Below are 16196 nucleotides of genomic sequence, written 5' to 3' on the forward strand. Positions count from 1 at the left end.
TCATGTGTCTGGCTTGGAATGGATGCCCCCTCGCCGCGCGCGGCGAGGGGGTTTTGTCAGGGGTCGCTTATTGCAGCGTGTCCCAACGGTCCTGGATGGTCTGTGTCACGTCTTCGGCGCTTGCGCCGGTGACATAATCAACCATGCCGGTCCAGAACGCACCTGCACCGATTTCGCCCGGCATCAGGTCCGATGCGTCAAAGCGGAACGTGGTCGCATCGGCCAGAATCTGGCCCTGTGCGCGCTCGGAATCGCTTGCATAGGTCTCAAGGTTCACGCCGCCATGTGCGGTCAGGAAGCCACCTTGCGCCATCCACAGCTCATGCGCGATGGGCAGTTTCAGGAATTCCAGCATCGCATTGGTTGCGTCCGACGGGTCGGTGATCGCAAACAACGTGCCTGCGCCCAGAACCGGGCGGCCCAGATCGGCCTCTTCAAACGCCGGGAAGTAGAAGAAGTCCACGTCGCGGCCAACTTCGGTCCCCTCTGGGAAGAATGCCGGGATGAACGACGCCTGACGGTGCATGTAGCATGCCGGTGGAATCTCGAACATGCCCGCAGGGCTGTCACGGAAATCGGTCGTGGCAACTGCTTCGGCCCCGCCATCAACATAGGCATCGTTGCGGGCGAACCAGCCGAATTCGTCAATCGCGCCAATAACGGCGGGATCGTTGAACGGACGCTCGTTCGACACCCACTCGTCGTAGACGGCAGGCGGCTGGGTGCGCAGCATCATGTCTTCCACCCAGTCGGTCGCGGGCCAGCCGGTTGCGGCACCAGACCCCAGACCGATGCACCACGGCGTGCCACCATCATCAACGATCTGCTGGGTCAGCGTCTTCAACTCTTCCATCGACTGCGGAATGTCATAGCCCATTTCCGCGAACGCGTCCGGCGAATACCAGACCAGCGATTTCAGGTCGACACGGTAGAACAGGCCATACAACTGGTCGTTGCCATCGGCATCTGCATAGGTGCCAAGGTCGACCCAGCTTTGCCCTGCGGCGTAGTTTTCCGCCACAAATTCAGCGGTGCCCTCGGGCAGCGGCGTCAGCAGGCCTTGCGCGGCCATATCGGCTGCCAGACCGGGCTGCGGGAAGACGGCCAGGTTGGGCGCACTGCCCGCTTGCGTGGCGATCACGATATCCTGCTCGAAGCTGTCAGAGCCCGAGTAGTTCACAGTCGCGCCGGTTGCCTGCTCGAAATAGTCGAACACGGCATTAACCTTCTCGGCTTCGTTGCCGGTCCAGGGGCCGGTGATCGTGACGGTCTCGCCCGACAAATCGGTCGCATCGGCCATCGCATTATAGCTGTCCCAAGAGAACGCGCCTTCGCCCGGCGCGAACATCAGGTCTTGCGCCGCAGCCCCCGATGCGACGAGCGCAATCGCGGCAACGCCTGCGTAAAGTCTGGATTTCATTGTCATCCTCCCAAGGTTGACGGTGTGTTGTGCACAATTATTCATCAAGTGCTGACCAGCATCCCAGCAGTTTGGAATCAATCTTTCCAAACCGCTTTGGACGCGAAAACCCTTGCGCATCCAGTCTTCTCTGTCAATCAAGAAAATACCGAAAACCCTTGTTTTTACAATGATTTCGCAGGTGCAGCATTTGTCAAGTTGTAGATTTATCTTTTCATCTCAGATCGTTTCGGATTAGCTTCTCTCGCGCATTTCAACACGGTTTGAACAAATCATGGGCGTCACACTGAAGGAATTGGCCGCGTCGCTGGGGTTGTCGCCAACCACGGTCAGCCGGGCGTTGAACGGTTATCCGGAAGTGAATATCAAGACCCGCCAGCGGGTGGCCGATGCCGCACGCGCGGCCAACTACCACCCCAATACCCGCGCCAAAAGCCTTGCGACCGGGCAGTCGCGTGCGGTTGGTCATGTCATCCCAATCTCGACCAGCCACGAGATCGTGAACCCGATCTTTGCCGATTTCATCGCCGGTGCCGGAGAGGCGTATTCCCGTGCAGGCTATGACATGGTCCTGAGCGTGGTGCCCGATGCCGAGGAAGAGGCCGCTTACCGCAATCTTGTGGCGCGCGGCACGGTTGACGGGCTTATGGTTCACGGGCCACGCCTGCACGACGACCGCATCGGGCTGCTGCACGATCTGGGCCTTCCTTTCATGGTTCACGGGCGCAGTTCGGGTGTGAACACGCCCTATTCGTGGCTCGACATAAACAACCGGCGTTCGTTTCGCCGTGCGACCGAATTCCTGCTGGATCTGGGGCATACCCGCATTGCTCTTGTGAACGGGTTAGAAGGGATGGATTTTGCCATGCGCCGCCGCACCGGCTATCTGGACGCGCTTGAGGCTGCCGGGATCGCCCCCGATCGCGCACTGATGCGCACCGCCGAGATGACAGAGCCCTACGGCCATCAGGCCGGCCGAGAGCTTTTGCGCCTGCCCGATCCGCCGACCGCAATGCTTGCATCCTCTATGATCGTGGCCTATGGCCTGCGCCGTGCCCTGACAGAGGTCGGATTGCAACCGGGGCGCGATGTGTCGGTCATCACCCATGATGACGACCTGTCCTACATGCCCAACGGGCTGGACGTGCCACAATTTACCGCCACATGTTCCTCAGTGCGTGACGCGGGGCGCAAAGCGGCGGAAATGCTGCTAGCCCTCGTCAATGACCCGGATCTGGGGCCGATAAACCACTTAATGGAGACCCGGCTGGTGCTGGGTGACAGCACAGGACGCAACCGCCTATGACAGATTTCATCCATCGCCGCGCCGATTTTCCCCAAGATTTCCAATTCGGCGTCGCCACCTCTGCCTATCAGATCGAAGGGCACGGGTTTGGCGGGGCGGGGCGCACGCATTGGGACGATTTCGCCGCTACCCCCGGCAACGTGGTGCGCGCCGAACACGGGCAGCGGGCCTGCGACCACTACCATCGTTGGGAAGAAGACCTTGACCTGATCGCCGCCGCCGGGTTCGACATTTACCGCTTTTCCGCGTCTTGGGCGCGGGTGCTGCCCGATGGGCGCGGGGCGGTAAACACCGAAGGGCTGGACTATTACGACCGATTGGTCGACGGCATGCTGGAACGCGGGATCAAACCGGCGCTGACGCTCTATCACTGGGAATTGCCCTCTGCGCTGGCGGATCTGGGCGGCTGGCGCAATCGCGACGTGGCGGACTGGTTCGCCGACTATACCGACATCCTGTGCCGCCGAATCGGCGACCGCATCTGGTCCGCCGCGCCGATAAACGAGCCGTGGTGCGTGGGCTGGCTGTCGCATTTCATGGGTGCGCACGCCCCCGGCCTGCGCGACATTCGCGCCACTGCCCGTGCCATGCATCATATCGGGTTGGCGCATGGACGCGCCACGCAGGTGATGCGCGGGCTTGGCATGAGCAATCTGGGCGCGGTGTGCAATTTCGAGTATGCTCTGCCGCTGACCGACAGCGACGCTGACCGCGCCTCTGCAAAGCTGTATGACGGCATCTATAACCGCTGGTTCCTTGGCGGCATGTTCAAGGGCCAATACCCCGCCGATGTGCTGGAAGGTTTGGAACCGCATATGCCAAAGGGCTGGCAGGAGGATATGGCCGCAATCCGCCAGCCGCTCGATTGGCTGGGGCTGAACTACTACACCTGCAAGCGCATCGCGCATGACGGGGCCGCGGCGTGGCCGCACCTGTCAGAGCATGTGGGCGCACTGCCCAAAACCCAGATGGGATGGGAAATTTGCCCCGACGGACTTGCACATTTTCTACATTTCGTGGGCGAATATGCGGGAAATCTGCCCCTATACGTTACAGAAAACGGCATGGCGAACCCTGACAGCCCCGACCAACCGGACGATGCGCGCATCGCCTATCTGAACGCGCATCTGGATGCGGCGCGCGACGCGATGGCCAAAGGGGCGAACCTGAAGGGCTACATCATCTGGTCGCTTCTGGACAATTACGAGTGGTCCCTTGGCTATGAAAAACGCTTCGGGCTGGTGCATGTTGATTTCGAAAGCTTGCAACGCCGCCCCAAAGCGTCTTATCAGGCGTTGCAACAGGCGTTAGCGCGAACATAGCGCGGGCGCGCAACCCAAGGATTGGTCATGGCAGACAAGGATTCAGCGGTTCTGGTGGCCGATGTCGGGGGCACCAACACGCGCGTGGCGCTGGCGCGCGGCACCGCGATCATAGCGGGCACAACCGAGCGCTTCCGCAACGCAGAGCATTCGGGGTTGGAAACGGTGCTGGCGGAATACCTGTCGAAACACCGCAGCCTGCCCGCGCGCGCCGCCATTGCCTTGGCCGGTCCCGTGCGCGGCGAGACAGCTGCCATGACCAACCTCGGCTGGAGCATGGAAGCAAGCGCGCTGCAGCGCATGACCGGCATTCGCAGCGTCGCCCTTCTGAACGACCTGCAAGCCCAAGGTCATGCCCTGCACCATCTGGGCGCCGACCACCTGCGCATGATCCGCGAGGGGCACGCCGGGGGCGGCACGCGACTGGTGATCGGGCTTGGCACAGGCGTCAATGCGGCACCCGTCTATCCGGCGGGCGCGGGGCATATCGTGCCGCCTGCTGAAGCGGGTCATATCCATCTGCCACAGCAAACAGACGAGGACCGGCACCTTGCCCGCTGGCTGACAGCACGGCGCGGCTTTGCCTCTGTCGAGGATGTGCTGGCCGGTGCCGGGCTGGAGCGGTTGTTTGCCTACCACGCCGAGCAGACGGGCGGCGCGCAAGCCCGCGACGCAGGCGCGATTATGGCGGCACTGGCCGAGGGCGATGCGCTCGCCACCCGCACAGGCCGCCACTATGTCCGCATTCTGGCGCAATACACCGCAGATCTGGCGCTGACCACGCTGCCCTTTGGCGGCATTTACTATATCGGTGGCGTTGCGCGCGCCTTCACGCCTTGGATGGCGCGGTTCGGGTATGACGCGGCCTTTACCGATATGGGTCGGTTTTCCGACCTTGTGGCGCAATTCCCCGTGGCGCTGGTCGAGGATGATTTCGCAGCCCTTACCGGCTGTGCGGCGTATTTGGCCGCATGACCCCTTGCCGAATAGGGCCCTTTGCGCGAACGCTAGCGCATGGAATGGCGTGACGAGGCAATCCTTCTGACAACCCGCCCCTTGGGCGAAGGGACCGCGCTGATCGACGTGTTCAGCGGGCTGCACGGGCGCTATGCGGGCGCGTTGCGCGGGGGTGCCTCGCGCAAGATGGCGCCGCTGTTGCAACCGGGCGCGCAACTTGATGCAACATGGCGCGCGCGGCTTGACAGCCAGTTGGGCGCGTTCACCATAGAGCCGTTGCGCGGCCGGGCGGGTCCGCTGCTGGCAGACCGGCTGGCGCTGTTGGGGTTGGGTGCGGTTTGCGCACTGACCCGCTACGCCTTGCCAGAGCGCCAGCCCTACCCAGAGCTTTACCGCCATACCCTTGCGTTGCTGGACCGTCTGGGCCAGCACGGCTGGCTGCACGACTACGCGTTGTGGGAACTGACCTTGCTGGAGGAAACCGGCTACGGGCTGGACCTTGGCCAATGCGCGGTGACAGGCGCGACCGAGGGGCTGGCCTATGTCAGCCCGCGCACGGGCCGCGCGGTCACACCCGAAGGTGCGGGCGACTATGCCGCGCGCCTGTTGCCCTTGCCCAACGGCCTGAAAATTGGCGGCACGCTGGATGCCGATGACTTGCGCGCGGCGCTGGCGCTCAGCGGCCATTTCCTGACCGACTGGTTGGCGCGCGCGATGGACAAGCCTTTGCCAGAAGCCCGCGCACGGCTGGTCCGCGCAGTGGCTTGAGACCACACCGGCATTAAAAAACCCCGGCCATTGCGGGCCGGGGTTTTTGGTTTAGCGTGAATGCGCTCAGACGACGCGCACTTGTGTGCCGACCTGCACCAGTTCATACAGGTTTTCAGCATGCGGATTCAGCATACCGAAACAGCCGTTTGACGCACGCCGCCCGATCTTGGCGGGATTGTCGATGCCGTGGATACGGTAATACTGCCAGCTTAGGTTCATGGCGCGCGACCCGAGCGGATTGCGCGGGTCAGCCCCTTCAACACGCACCGGCAGCGAGGGATCACGCTCACGCATTGACGGCGTGGGGATCCATGTCGGTTCAAACCGCTTGAGGGTGATTTCCGAATAGCCCCGGCGTGTGAACTCTTCCGACATCGGCACCGAACACGGGTGCACAAGGTAGACGCTTTCATCCTCTGACCAGTAGTGCAGCGCCCGCGAGTAGGTGTCGCACAGGATCGCGCCTTTGCGCAGCGATTTGAAATGATCCTTCCAGTGGTGGTTGCGGAACCCCATCACATTGCGCGGGGCGGTGCGAATATTCTGTTCGCCCTCGTATTCCGGCAAAGTTTGCGCGCGCAGAACAGCAGGAGCCGCGACTGCGCCCAGCGCAACAGCCCCCGACCCCAATAGCGCGCGGCGCGAGAGTTTATCCGTCATGCCATAGTCCTTTCCATGCATTTGCAGCCGAAATGCCCTTTGTGGCAGGATAATAGCAAGTCACGACCTCGTGCGGAAGACGGGTCTGTGGCGCGGCTGCATCGCGCATGGCTATATCATGCGCCGCAATAGGCGCAGCACCCGTCCGGCGACCAACCCGCCCAAGGCGGAAAGCGCGGCGCCCGCGCTGGCGAGCAAGGCCAGCACCTCGTCCGACAGGCGCAGGCCAAGTCGAATCAGCCGTGATTTGCCCAGCACTTCCAGCGCCGCGGTGCTGCGCGGGCCGATAGCGCGCGCTGTGCGGGCCAAGGCACGCGCCTCTGGCAGCGTGTCTGCCGCGCCCAGCAGGTGGAGCGTGCCGCGCGTGCCCGCACGCGCCCGCATCACGCCCAGATCATCGGTCAGGCGCAGCGCGGGGCCAAGCGCTTCGGCGCGGGTGGCCCGTGCCAGCGGTGCCCCTTTCGCCAGCGCCCCCCAATCGACACCGTTGCGAAACGCGCGTGTGTAGACCCGGCGCAGGTCGGGGGCCAGCCGCCCCATCCGGTGCGCGACCCGCATCAGCCCCGCACCTGCCTTGACGGTGTAGGATGTGCCCCCTGTGGCCACGACCAACGCCGTCGCGCCAAGGCCGATAAAGGCCAGCGTCACGTCCAGTCCGTCCACATCCGCGCCCTGCCCCAGTGCCAGCCCTTCACGGCCCAGCACCAGTAGATCGCCCGCGAATGTCAGGTTTATCCCCAGACCGCAGGCCAGATCGGGACCAAGGGTGCATTGCGACAAGTCATAGGCACAACGGCTGCACGCGGTGGTGTAGGACCAAAGGCTGAAATCCTCATCGCGGGCTGCGTCGACACGGGTTTGCAGATCCGGTGGCAGGACGGCGCTTTCGGCCAAGAGCGCGTCGATCACATGCCAGTTGCGCGGGGTTTCAGACAGCCGCATGTCCAGCAATTCGGCGACCCGCGCGGGCGTGGCGGCACGGGCAATCGCGGTGGTGTAGACCTGTTGCAACGTATCTTCAGCGCGCTCGACCCACCAACCGCCACCGCGCCAGAGCGCGACCGCCTGCCAGCCGCTTGCCACCGCCAAGGCGAGGGCAAGCGCACCCAGCAGGCGGCGCAGCCAAATCATGTCATGCCGCTTGGCCGCGTGCGGATCAGACCGACAATATCGTAGCATTGCTCCAGAATCGGTTGCGCGATGGCATGCGCGCGCGCGGCCCCATCGCCCAAAATGCGGTCAATCTCTGCCACATCCTGCATCAGGCGGGTCATTTCCGCGCTGATTGGCGACAGCTTGTCGACCGCAAGATCGGCCAGCGCGGGCTTGAACGCGCCAAAGCCCTGACCGCCATATTGCGCCAGAACCGCGTCGGGGGTGATATCGGCCAAAGCGGCGTATATGTTGACCAGATTGCGCGCCTCTGGCCGTTCCGCCAGCCCGTCCAGGTCCGATGGCAGGGCTTCGGGATCTGTGCGCGCCTTACGCAGCTTTTGCGCGATGGTGTCGGCGTCATCCGTCAAGTTGATGCGGCTCATATCCGACGGGTCGGATTTCGACATTTTCTTGGTGCCATCGCGCAGGGACATGACACGCGTGGCCGCGCCTTCGATCACCGGCTCCACAATCGGGAAAAACTCGACCCCGAAATCATGGTTGAACTTGGCGGCAATGTCGCGCGTCAGCTCCAGATGCTGTTTCTGGTCCTCGCCCACCGGCACATGGGTGGCGTGATAGGCCATAATGTCGGCCGCCATCAGCGTCGGATAGGCGAACAGACCCACGCTCGCATTTTCCGCGTTTTTGCCCGCCTTGTCCTTGAACTGGGTCATGCGCTTCAGCCAGCCCATGCGGGCCACGCAATTGAAAATCCACGCCAATTCGGCATGGGCGGGCACTTGGGACTGGTTGAACAGGATAGAGCGTACGGGGTCAATGCCCGATGCAATGAACCCTGCGGCCAATTCGCGCGTGGCGCGGCGCAGCTTGGCGGGGTCTTGCCAGACGGTGATCGCATGCATATCGACCATACAATAGATGGTCTCGGTGCCCGCGTCTTGCGCCTGCACGAAGCGTTTCAGCGCGCCAAGGTAGTTGCCAAGCGTCAGTCCGCCCGAGGGCTGGATCCCAGAGAAGACCCGCGGGGCAAATTTCTGGGCACTCACTGGGGCCGTGTCAGACATTGGGGGCGCGCTCCATGCTGGAAAAGCTGTTGGCAATCGCTTAGCCTTGAGGACTGACAAGGTCAACCAAGGCGCGCGCATGAGCGACGAATCCCGCCCCGCCCCCATCGTGAACCCGCTGCCATGGGCGGTGTGGTTGCTGACGCTTAGCGTGGCGGGGGTGGAACTGGTGCTATGGGCGGGCGCGCATGGGCTGGTCAACTGGGCGGGTAGCGCGGGATGGCGCGCGCAGGCGCTGGTGCTGTTCGGGATCAGCCCCGACCTGCAAGGCTGGATGATCGACAGCGGGCGTTATCCGCCAGAGAGGCTATGGCGCTATCTGGCCTATGGCTTTGTTCACCTTGGCCCGATGCAGGCGGCCTTGGTCGTGGTCATCACAGCCGCCTTGGGCAAAGCCTGTGCCGAACGGCTTGGGTCGGTCAAAGTGGTGGTTCTGCTGCTGGTCGCGCAAGCGGCGGGGGGCGTGGCCTTCGGGCTGGTGGCGGACCCCGGCGCGTGGCTTATCGGCGGCTACCCGATGATCTTCGCGCTGGCCGGCGCCTATGCGGCGCTGCTGCGCACAAAGCACGCGCTGTTCATGGTTGCGGTCTTGGTCGTCGCAAGATTGGTGCTGACCGCCGTGGCGGGCGGCGGCATGGACTGGCTGGCAGACCTGACCGCCTTGGGAGCGGGCGCGGTGCTGGCACGGGCGCTAGACGGTCCCATCCTCGTCCGGTTGCGCAGGCGTTGAGCGTTTGCGCCGGATGCTGTTGCGGATCTCTTGCGCACGATAGGCCCCGATGACCTGCCCAAGCCCCAGATAAACGACGCTGCCCAGCCCGATGAGCGCCAGCAGCGCCAGATACCGCCAGCCCGGCATCGCCAGATAGGGGGCCAAGACCAGCCCACCGACATATAGCGCCGCGCCCATCGCGGCAGAAGCAACCGCGATCCGCACCGCGCGTTTGCGCATCTGCGCGTCGGTTTGCGCCGCTGGTCCCATGCCGCGCGCCCCGCGCCATAGCTGCCAGACCATGACCCAAGCGGCAAATGTCGTGGCCCAAGCCGCCGCGACGAAGCCGATCAGCGGCATGAACCCGATGGCCACAGCGGCATTGACAACCATGGAGGTCAGCGCGAATTGAAACGGGCGTTTCGTATCATGGCGGGCATAGTAAAGCGGTTGCAGCACCTTTTGCATAACGAATGCCGGCAGACCCAGCGCATAGATGGCGAGCGCCAGCGCCGTGGCCTGCGTATCGGCATCCGTCCATGCCCCGCGTCCGAACAGCACCGCCACAATAGGCGCGCCGATCACGGCCAGAGCGACCGCAGAAGGCACGGTCAGGAACAGCGAAAACTCCATCCCGCGGTTGAAGCTGTGTTGCCCGCCTGCCGCATCACCAGAGGCCAGACGGCGCGAAAGTTCCGGCAACAGCACCACACCCACGGCAATGCCCACCACGCCAAGCGGCAGTTGATAGAGCCTATCGGCGAAGTTCAGCCATGAAATCGCATTCTCGGTAAAGCTGGCGACCTGGCGGCCCACCAGCAGGTTGATCTGCACAACGCCCCCCGCCAAAACGGCGGGCGCGGCGATGATAGCAAGGCGCTTCAATTCAGGTGTCAAAGTGGGTCTGCGGAACCGCATCGCAAAGCCCGCGCGCCGCACGGCGACCCACAAAAGCGCCAGTTGCGCGACACCCGCGACCGGCACGGCCCAAGCCAAGGTAGGCCCTATGTCCCAGCCCACCTGCCCCGCGATCAGCATGGCGGTGACGAACACGACATTCAGCAACACGGGCGCGGCGGCGGCGGCCGTAAAGCGGCCCACGGCGTTCAACATGCCCGACAACAACGCGGTCAGCGAGATGAAGAAGATATACGGGAACGCCACGCGCCCGAAATCGACCGCCATATCAAAGCGGTCGTCCTGCGCGAACCCCGCCGCCATGGCCCAGACCAGCAGCGGCATGGCGATCACCGCCAAGACGGAAAACACCAAAAGCAGCGCCGCCATGCCCCAGAACGCATCGCGCGCGAATCTTTCGGCGCCCTCGCCCGCTTGGTATTTCTTGGAAAACAGCGGCACGAAGGCGAAGTTGAACGCCCCTTCCGCAAAGAAGCGACGGAACATGTTGGGCAATGAGAACGCGACGAAAAACGCGTCGGCCACGGCGCCGGGGCCAAGATAGGCGGCGATCATGATATCGCGCGCAAAGCCGAAAACGCGGCTCAGCAGCGTCCAGAGGCCCACCGTCAGGAAACCCTTGACCAGCCGCACGGGCGCTTTCAGCGGTGCCATCTCAGGCGACCGAGCGGTCGGCGCCCGCCTTGATCGCCGCACGCAGCTTGCGCTCCAGCGTCTCTTGCTTGGATTTGGCGTGCAGTTTCAGCCCGAACATGTCTTTCACATAGAATGTATCGACAACCTGAACGCCGTAGGTCGCAATCACCGCGCTGGCAATAGAGATGTTGCTATCTGCCAAGGTGCGAGCCAGATCGAATAGCAGGCCGGCGCGGTCGCGCGTGTCGACCTCTATGATGGTGTAGATTTCCGACCCTTCGTTGTCGAAGCTGATCGAGGTTGGCACGCGGAAGGCACGCTCGCGTTTCTTGACCTTGTCGCGGTCCTCCAGCGCCTCGGATGCCACAACCTCGCCCGCGAAGGTGCGCTCTATCATCTTGCGCAGGCGCGGCAGGCGCGATTCCTCGAACGGGTGGCCGTCGGCATCCTGTATCCAGAACGCGGCGGTCGCGTAGCCATCCTTGGTGGTATAGGTCCGCGCATCGACGATATTCGCGCCCACAAGCGCCAAGGCACCGGCGAACCGCGCAAAAATACCAGGGTGGTCCGAGAGCACGAAACAGGCGCGCGTCGCGTCGCGGTCGGGTTCTGGATGCAGGTCCAGCCGGATGGTGGCGGGTGTCACATCGCGCAGAAGGTCGGCGAACACGGCATGGGTGGCTGTCGGCAACCCCTGCCAATAGGGCGCGTAATGCCGCCCCAGTTCGGTGCGACGATCTGCGGCGGGCCAATCGGCCAGCGCCGTGCGCAAGGCGCGCTTGGCCTCGTCCGAGCGGTTCTCGCGGTTCAGGTCTTCCAGCCCGTTTTCAAGCGCCCCGGCGGTTTCGCGGTAAAGCTGGCGCAATAGCTGCGCTTTCCAGTTATTCCACGTCCCCGGCCCGACACCGCGAATATCGCAGACCGTCAGCACCGTCAGCAGGTCCAGCCGTTCGCGGGTTTTGACCAGTTTGGCGAAATCGCGCACCGTACGCGGGTCAGAAATGTCACGTTTCTGCGCAGTGTCGGACATCAGCAGATGGTAGCGCACAAGCCATTCGACGGTCTCGGCTTCGGCGCGTTTCAGGCCCAGCGCGGGCGCCACGCGCCGCGCGATCTGTGCGCCCAGAACGGCATGGTCGTCGGGCCGCCCCTTGCCGATATCATGCAGCAACAAGCCCACATACAACACGCGACGGTTGACCCCTTCGCGCAAGATCCGAGAGGCGATGGGCAGTTCTTCGACCAGTTCTTCGCGCTCGATCTGCGCCAATGTGCTGACACATTGGATGGTGTGCTCGTCCACCGTGTAGTGGTGGTAGACGTTGAATTGCATCATCGCCACGATCGGCTCGAATTCGGGGATGAAGGCCGCGAGGGCGCCCAATTCGTTCATGCGGCGCAGCGCGCGTTCGGGGTTGCCGTGTTTCAACATCAGGCGCATGAAAATCTTGCGGGCTTCGGGTTCGGCCCGCAGTTTTGCGTCGATCAGGTGCAGATTGGCCGCCACCAGCCGCATGGCATTGGGGTGCATCAGATAGCCTGTGACCAACGCTTCCTCGAATATCCGTAGCATATTGAGCGGGTCCGACAGGAATTCGGCCTCATCCTCTATATCCAGCCGGTTTTGCACCACGCGCAGGCTGTGGCGCATTTTCTTGCGCCGGTTCAGGAAGTTGCGCAGCAGCGGCTCGCGCTTGACATGGCGCGCTTCAAGCTCTGTCAGGAAGATGCGGGTCAGTTCGCCAACACGCGTCGCGTTGCGGAAATACTCTTGCATGAAATGCTCGACACCGCGGCGGCCGCCATGGTCGGTATAGCCCATGCGTTCGGCCACGCCGACCTGAATGTCGAAGGTCAACTGCTCTACCGGTCGTCCCGCAATATGGTGCATGTGGCAGCGCACGGCCCACAGGAAGGTTTCTGCCTCGCGGAAGGCCTCGTATTCTTCGGGGCGGAAGAACCCGAGCGCGACCAACTCGCGGGCCTGATCGACCTCGTGGATATATTTGGCGATCCAATACAGGGTTTGCAGGTCGCGCAGACCGCCTTTGCCTTCTTTGACATTGGGTTCCAGCAAGTAACGCTGGTTGCCGATCTTGCTTAGCCGCGCGTCGCGCTCGGCCAGCTTGGCCTCGACGAAATCGGCATGCGTCTTGGCGAACAGCTCGGACCAAAGCCGCGCGCGCAGGGTTTGCGCCAGCGCCGCATTGCCATGCAGGAAGCGATGCTCCAACAACGCCGTGCGGATCGTGATGTCGCCCCGCCCAAGGCGCAGGCACTCGTCGACCGTGCGGCTGGCATGTCCGACCTTCAGCTTCAGATCCCACAGCACATAGAGCGTGGATTCGATCACTTGCTCGACCCAGCCCGTCACCTTCCACGGCACCAGAAACAACAGGTCGATATCGGATTGCGGTGCCATCTCTGCCCGGCCATAGCCGCCCACCGCCAGCGTGGCGATGCGTTCGCCGTCGGACGGGTTCGGATTGGGGTGCATCTGCGTTTGCACGGCATCCAGCGCGCTGATCACGACACGGTCAGTCAGCCACGAGTTTGCCGCCGTGAAATCGCGCGCGTCGCGCGGATGTTCACGATAGAGCGCCTCTAGCCGGGCCTGCCCGTCGGCCAGCGCGGCTTTCAGCACCGACACCAGCGCGCCGCGTTTGTCGCGCGCGCCGGTCTTGCCGTCCAGCGCGGTCGCGACATCGCCCTGCAATACGGCCATATCAAGGATCGCATCGCACTCGAAAGGGCCAAACCCTTCCGGCGCGGGCGGTTGATGGGCGGAAACGGCCAAAGGCAAATTCAGAACCCGCCCCCGCCAAAGCTGCGCGGCGCGGGGCTGATGACTACGCTTGTACCATCGCGGATTTCGGCAATCGCAAGGCCACGCTCATTGCTGCCATCGGCGCGGAACCGGAACACGCCGGTGACACCCGCAAAGCCCGAGCCTTGGGTAATACGCTCCGCTGTCAGCGCATCGGAACCACCCTGACGCAGCAACGCCCCCACCGCGGCGACCGCGTCATACCCCAAAGAGCCGACGGGGTGCGGCGCCTGACCATAGCTGCCCATGTAGCGCGCATCGAATTGGCGCGTCAGGCTGGGATCGGGCAGCGCGAACCAGCCGCCCTGCAGGCTGGAAAGCTGCATGGTGCTTGCGGGAATGTCCCACCGCGTCAGGCCAGCATATTGAAAGGTCTGGGGCGACAGCCCGTTTTGCGGCAAAAGCTCTGCCAGCAGCGGCAAGGCACCCTCTGATCCTGCGGTAAACAAAATGGTCTGGGCATTGCCCGACCGCGCCTGCGCCGTGATCCCCGGCAGGGCCTGCACCACACCTTGCTGCGAGAACGGGTAGCTCTGCACGGCGACCAAATCTGCCGCACTCCGGCTTGCCGCACGGCGCACAGCAGCCGTCGCCACTTCGCCTGCCTGATTTTGCTCTGCGACCAGCATGATCCGGCCTTTGCCCTGCGCGCTGGCAAAATCCATCAGGCGGGTCGCGGTGTTTTCAAACATCGGCCCCAGCAGGAACACGTTGCGTGACGCGGCCGAGGGGTTGTTGGAGAAACTCAGCACATTCACACCAGAGGGCGCGACCGTCTGCCCGACAGCGCGCGCGGCGTCTGCGAAAAGCGGGCCAAGGATAACCTGTGCCCCGTCGTCGACAGCTTGCTGCGCGACCGATGCCGCGCGGTTGGCATCGCCCGCCGTCTGATACACGCGCAGGTCGATTTGCGCACCTTGCAGATCCGCAACCGCCAGCCGCGCGGCATTTTCCAGGCTGGCAGCCAGAACATCACGCCCCTGATCGCCAGACCCGCCGGGCACCAACAACGCAACGGTCACGGGCCGGTCGGTATTCACACCCTGACCGCCGACAATCGGGCCCAGCCCGCCTTCGCAACCGGCCACGATCATCGCCGCCAAAAGGCCAGCGGCGACACGACGCCGCCCCATCAGTTTACCCCACATTTTCCGCATACTCCCGAACGCGCCTGTTTAACCGCGAGACTACGCAAGCCCGCGCTTGAAGTAAACGCCCCTATCGGGGCACAAGGGGCGCAACCTTGCCGTGAAAGTTCCAGCCCCATGCCTGTCATTTCCCCCGGACTGCACCTGATCGCAACACCCATCGGGGCCGCGCGCGACATCACGCTCCGCGCACTCGACCTGCTGGAAGGGTGCGACATGCTGGTGGCCGAAGACACCCGCAGCCTGCGCCGCCTGATGGAATTGCACGGCGTGGCGCTGAACGGACGCCGGGTTCTGCCCTATCACGACCATAATGGCGCGCAGATGCGTCCCAAGCTGATAGAGGCGTTGCGCGCCGGGCAATCGGTGCTCTACGCCTCCGAAGCGGGCACGCCGCTTGTCTCTGATCCGGGGTTCGGGCTCGCGCGCGCCGCGATCGACGACGATCTGCCGGTTTGGGCCGCGCCGGGGGCCTCCGCAGTCATGGCAGCGCTCTGCGTCGCGGGCCTGCCCAGTGACAGATTTTGCTTCATGGGCTTTCCACCCGCGCAGGGCGGCGCACGCAAACAGATGCTGACCGAGGCCGCCACGATCCCCGCCACGCTGGTTTTTTACGAATCCCCAAAACGCATTCATCGCTTCTTAACGGAACTCTGCGAGTGTCTGGGAGCAGATCGGCAAGCCGCACTTTGCCGTGAATTAACCAAGTTGCACGAAGAAGTCTTGCGCATGACCCTGGCTGATATGACACTCGCCATCGCAGAGCGCACGCTCAAAGGCGAAATCGTGCTGGTTGTCGACCGCGCGCCCGCCCGGGTTGCGGATGCCGATACGCTCGATGCCGCGTTGGACACGGCGCTACGCGATATGTCCGTCAGGGAAGCGGCGGCGCAAGTGGCGCAAGACCTGGGCCTGCCGCGCCGCGCGGTCTATCAGGCAGCACTCGCAAAGGAAAAAGACCGATGAACCACACCCGCAACCATCTGGCCGGCTTGGCCGCCGAAGACGGGGTTTTGCGCGACTACACGGCCAACGGCTACCGTTTTCTGGACCGACGCTTTCGCGGTCAGGGCGGTGAAATCGACCTAGTTCTGGCGCGCGGTGACGACGTCATCTTTGTCGAGGTGAAGAAAAGCCGCAGTTTCGACGCCGCGCGCGCCCGGCTGGGACCACGGCAAATCCTGCGCATTTTCGCCGCCGCATCCGAATTTCTGGGGACGTTGCCGAATGGCCAACTGACGGAAACGCGGTTCGATCTGGCCCTCGTCAACGCACAGGGCGAAATCGCCATCATGGAAAATGCACTCTGGCCGTGACCGCGCGCCATTGCAACGCA

Annotated in this window: 14 protein-coding genes; 7 read left to right on the forward strand and 7 right to left on the reverse strand. The window is 63.5% G+C overall.

Features of this window, described 5'->3' with window-relative positions; genetic code table 11:
* Positions 1-67: 67 nt before the first annotated feature.
* Entirely contained in the window at positions 68-1420 is a 1353-nt protein-coding gene (locus ROE7235_RS09145; protein ID WP_121094931.1) for an ABC transporter substrate-binding protein, read from the reverse strand.
* 274 nt (positions 1421-1694) lie between these two features.
* Between ROE7235_RS09145 and ROE7235_RS09150 the strand changes: the two genes are divergently transcribed.
* From ROE7235_RS09150 to recO, 4 genes are read left to right on the forward strand one after another with little or no spacing between them, the layout of a single operon-like run.
* Entirely contained in the window at positions 1695-2726 is a 1032-nt protein-coding gene (locus ROE7235_RS09150; RefSeq protein ID WP_121094853.1) for a substrate-binding domain-containing protein, read from the forward strand.
* Positions 2723-4048, forward strand: a complete 1326-nt coding sequence (locus tag ROE7235_RS09155; RefSeq protein ID WP_121094855.1) for a GH1 family beta-glucosidase — start codon at positions 2723-2725, stop codon at positions 4046-4048. Before ROE7235_RS09150 ends, ROE7235_RS09155 begins: the two co-directional genes overlap by 4 nt.
* Positions 4049-4075: 27 nt before the next feature.
* Positions 4076-5023, forward strand: coding sequence for a glucokinase (locus ROE7235_RS09160; RefSeq protein ID WP_121094857.1), 948 nt, complete (start codon positions 4076-4078; stop codon positions 5021-5023).
* 39 nt (positions 5024-5062) lie between these two features.
* Positions 5063-5773 (forward strand): DNA repair protein RecO, encoded by a 711-nt coding sequence (gene recO, locus ROE7235_RS09165; RefSeq protein ID WP_121094859.1) that lies wholly within the window; start codon positions 5063-5065, stop codon positions 5771-5773.
* Between the two features lie 66 nt (positions 5774-5839).
* Here recO and ROE7235_RS09170 read toward each other — a convergent pair whose 3' ends face one another.
* The 3 genes from ROE7235_RS09170 to trpS form a co-directional block, all read right to left on the reverse strand.
* Positions 5840-6436: a L,D-transpeptidase gene (locus tag ROE7235_RS09170; protein ID WP_121094933.1), complete on the reverse strand. Its 597-nt coding sequence runs from the start codon at positions 6434-6436 to the stop codon at positions 5840-5842.
* A 111-nt stretch (positions 6437-6547) separates the two neighbouring features.
* On the reverse strand, positions 6548-7567 hold the full coding sequence (locus ROE7235_RS09175) for a hypothetical protein (protein WP_121094861.1): 1020 nt from the start codon (positions 7565-7567) through the stop codon (positions 6548-6550).
* Positions 7564-8619 carry a tryptophan--tRNA ligase gene (gene trpS / locus ROE7235_RS09180; RefSeq protein ID WP_121094863.1) on the reverse strand — a complete coding sequence of 352 codons (1056 nt, stop codon included), beginning with the start codon at positions 8617-8619 and terminating at the stop codon, positions 7564-7566. The genes ROE7235_RS09175 and trpS overlap by 4 nt, the downstream gene beginning before the upstream one ends.
* A gap of 79 nt (positions 8620-8698) precedes the next feature.
* Here trpS and ROE7235_RS09185 point away from each other — a divergent pair, with 79 nt between their 5' ends.
* On the forward strand, positions 8699-9349 hold the full coding sequence (locus ROE7235_RS09185) for a rhomboid family intramembrane serine protease (RefSeq protein WP_121094865.1): 651 nt from the start codon (positions 8699-8701) through the stop codon (positions 9347-9349).
* Here the strand turns inward: ROE7235_RS09185 and murJ are convergent.
* The 3 genes from murJ to ROE7235_RS09200 all read right to left on the reverse strand — a co-directional run bounded on the left by murJ (position 9311) and on the right by ROE7235_RS09200 (position 14869).
* Entirely contained in the window at positions 9311-10903 is a 1593-nt protein-coding gene (murJ, locus tag ROE7235_RS09190) for a murein biosynthesis integral membrane protein MurJ (RefSeq protein WP_121094867.1), read from the reverse strand. The genes ROE7235_RS09185 and murJ overlap by 39 nt on opposite strands.
* Before the next feature lies 1 nt (position 10904).
* Positions 10905-13619 carry a [protein-PII] uridylyltransferase gene (locus tag ROE7235_RS09195; protein WP_370743593.1) on the reverse strand — a complete coding sequence of 905 codons (2715 nt, stop codon included), beginning with the start codon at positions 13617-13619 and terminating at the stop codon, positions 10905-10907.
* A 71-nt stretch (positions 13620-13690) separates the two neighbouring features.
* Complete coding sequence (locus ROE7235_RS09200; protein WP_121094869.1) at positions 13691-14869, reverse strand: penicillin-binding protein activator; 1179 nt, start codon at positions 14867-14869, stop codon at positions 13691-13693.
* Between the two features lie 108 nt (positions 14870-14977).
* On the opposite strand from ROE7235_RS09200, the gene rsmI reads away from it, so the two are divergent.
* A complete protein-coding gene (rsmI, locus tag ROE7235_RS09205) occupies positions 14978-15826 on the forward strand; it encodes a 16S rRNA (cytidine(1402)-2'-O)-methyltransferase (RefSeq protein WP_121094871.1) in 849 nt (282 codons plus the stop codon).
* Positions 15823-16176 (forward strand): YraN family protein, encoded by a 354-nt coding sequence (locus ROE7235_RS09210; RefSeq protein ID WP_121094873.1) that lies wholly within the window; start codon positions 15823-15825, stop codon positions 16174-16176. The genes rsmI and ROE7235_RS09210 overlap by 4 nt, the downstream gene beginning before the upstream one ends.
* Positions 16177-16196 lie beyond the last annotated feature (20 nt).

Source organism: Roseinatronobacter ekhonensis, assembly GCF_900499075.1.
GTDB classification, from domain to species: Bacteria; Pseudomonadota; Alphaproteobacteria; order Rhodobacterales; family Rhodobacteraceae; genus Roseinatronobacter; species Roseinatronobacter ekhonensis.

What these genes read in the sequence shown, in the direction of transcription:
- ROE7235_RS09145 (WP_121094931.1), bottom strand. Translation starts at nt 1,420, where the DNA reads ATGAAATCCAGACTTTACGCAGGCGTTGCCGCGATTGCGCTCGTCGCA.
- ROE7235_RS09150 (WP_121094853.1), top strand. Translation starts at nt 1,695, where the DNA reads ATGGGCGTCACACTGAAGGAATTGGCCGCGTCGCTGGGGTTGTCGCCA.
- ROE7235_RS09155 (WP_121094855.1), top strand. Translation starts at nt 2,723, where the DNA reads ATGACAGATTTCATCCATCGCCGCGCCGATTTTCCCCAAGATTTCCAA.
- ROE7235_RS09160 (WP_121094857.1), top strand. Translation starts at nt 4,076, where the DNA reads ATGGCAGACAAGGATTCAGCGGTTCTGGTGGCCGATGTCGGGGGCACC.
- recO (WP_121094859.1), top strand. Translation starts at nt 5,063, where the DNA reads ATGGAATGGCGTGACGAGGCAATCCTTCTGACAACCCGCCCCTTGGGC.
- ROE7235_RS09170 (WP_121094933.1), bottom strand. Translation starts at nt 6,436, where the DNA reads ATGACGGATAAACTCTCGCGCCGCGCGCTATTGGGGTCGGGGGCTGTT.
- ROE7235_RS09175 (WP_121094861.1), bottom strand. Translation starts at nt 7,567, where the DNA reads ATGATTTGGCTGCGCCGCCTGCTGGGTGCGCTTGCCCTCGCCTTGGCG.
- trpS (WP_121094863.1), bottom strand. Translation starts at nt 8,619, where the DNA reads ATGTCTGACACGGCCCCAGTGAGTGCCCAGAAATTTGCCCCGCGGGTC.
- ROE7235_RS09185 (WP_121094865.1), top strand. Translation starts at nt 8,699, where the DNA reads ATGAGCGACGAATCCCGCCCCGCCCCCATCGTGAACCCGCTGCCATGG.
- murJ (WP_121094867.1), bottom strand. Translation starts at nt 10,903, where the DNA reads ATGGCACCGCTGAAAGCGCCCGTGCGGCTGGTCAAGGGTTTCCTGACG.
- ROE7235_RS09200 (WP_121094869.1), bottom strand. Translation starts at nt 14,869, where the DNA reads ATGCGGAAAATGTGGGGTAAACTGATGGGGCGGCGTCGTGTCGCCGCT.
- rsmI (WP_121094871.1), top strand. Translation starts at nt 14,978, where the DNA reads ATGCCTGTCATTTCCCCCGGACTGCACCTGATCGCAACACCCATCGGG.
- ROE7235_RS09210 (WP_121094873.1), top strand. Translation starts at nt 15,823, where the DNA reads ATGAACCACACCCGCAACCATCTGGCCGGCTTGGCCGCCGAAGACGGG.